The organism is Paenibacillus sp. 598K (genome assembly GCF_003851045.1).
Classification (GTDB): Bacteria; Bacillota; Bacilli; order Paenibacillales; family Paenibacillaceae; genus Paenibacillus_D.
The window spans coordinates 1-1489 of record NZ_BFBX01000124.1 but is presented as its reverse complement, the minus strand read 5'-3'; the positions used below and the strand labels follow the sequence as shown (position 1 = coordinate 1489).

Here is a 1489-nt window from a genome sequence, read left to right as displayed (position 1 = left end):
GGGTCTGTAAAATGAAACGTGGAACCTTTGAAATGAATCGAAATGGGACATACTAAGTTCCAAGAAGATGATATATTTCGGAGGGGAAACAAATGACAACGGAAAAATTTTGGAGCAAGCAAGCGATACAGGATCTCGTAAAGGAACATCAGTTCCAATCCGTGGATCAGATCCAAGCGACGTTGAAGGACATGTTCAAAGATGTGCTGGAGGCGACCCTGAAAGCTGAGCTGGATACGCAACTTAACTACGCCCCGTATGACCACAACAAGGAAACGAAAAACAGTCGAAACGGGTACGGGAAGAAAACCGTTCATACCGAGTACGGTGATCTGCAGATTCAGGTCCCGCGTGATCGGCTGGGTGAGTTTGAACCCGTCGTCATCAAGAAAAATCAAACCAACGTCACCGGCATCGAGGATCAAATTACGGCCTTGTATGCGAAAGGCGTCAGTACCCGGGACATTCAGGACCACTTGCAGGGTCTATACGGCATTGAAGTCTCGCCGACGCTCATTTCCAATGTCACCAATAAGATTATGCCCGTCATTAAAGAATGGCATAACCGCCCATTGCAGCCGACCTATGCCGTTGTTTTCCTGGATGCGATTCACTTCAAGGTCAAGCAGGACGGCGCCATCGTAAACAAAGCGGCCTACATGGTCATCGGCATCGATCTGGACGGCAACAAGGATGTGCTGGGCATCTGGATCGGCGAGAACGAGTCGGCGAAGTTCTGGCTGAGCGTATTGAATGACTTGAAAAACCGTGGCGTGCAGGACATCTTGCTCATCTGTGTAGACAATCTGACGGGGTTCAGCCAAGCGATTGCGGCTTGTTACCCGAAAACCGATATCCAAAAATGTATCGTCCATCAAATACGCAACTCGGTCCGCTACGTGTCCTACAAGGATCTCAAGCGCGTCACAGCGGATCTCAAGCCGATCTACAAAGCAGCCACGGAGGAGGCCGCTCTGCTGGAGTTAGACCAATTTGAAGCCACGTGGGGAGCGAAGTATCCCCTGATTGTGAAGTCGTGGCGTCAGAACTGGGACGAGCTCTCCACCTTCTTCATGTACCCGCCGGAGCTACGCAAGCTGATCTACACGACCAACATGATTGAGGGCTACCACCGCCAATTGCGCAAGGTCACCAAAGGGAAAAGCATCTTCCCCAATGACGACTCGCTGCTCAAAATGCTGTATCTGGCGACGATGGACGTCGTGCGCAAATGGACAGGACGCGTGCAGAATTGGGGGCAGATCCTCCTGCAGCTCACCGTCTGTTACCCCGACCGCGTGCAGATCCGCTAAAGCAACTTGAGGTGGAGGGGGCGGGTCTGGTAGGCTGATGCCCGGCGCGAGAACGGCCTCAAGGCCTCTCGCCACATCGCGCGTGTACCGGGCCCGCCAGAGGCTCCAGGTCAAGTTGCGGCACCAACGTTACTAGATTCGATTTTCAAAGGTTACACTTTTTACTTGACAGTCTC

General features: G+C 52.3%; 1 protein-coding gene. It reads left to right on the top strand.

Annotation, left to right across the window (positions count from 1 at the left end; genetic code table 11):
- The first annotated feature begins 92 nt into the window (after window positions 1–92).
- Entirely contained in the window at window positions 93–1313 is a 1221-nt protein-coding gene (locus PA598K_RS28905) for an IS256 family transposase (RefSeq protein WP_128660269.1), read from the top strand.
- The last annotated feature ends 176 nt before the right edge of the window (window positions 1314–1489 follow it).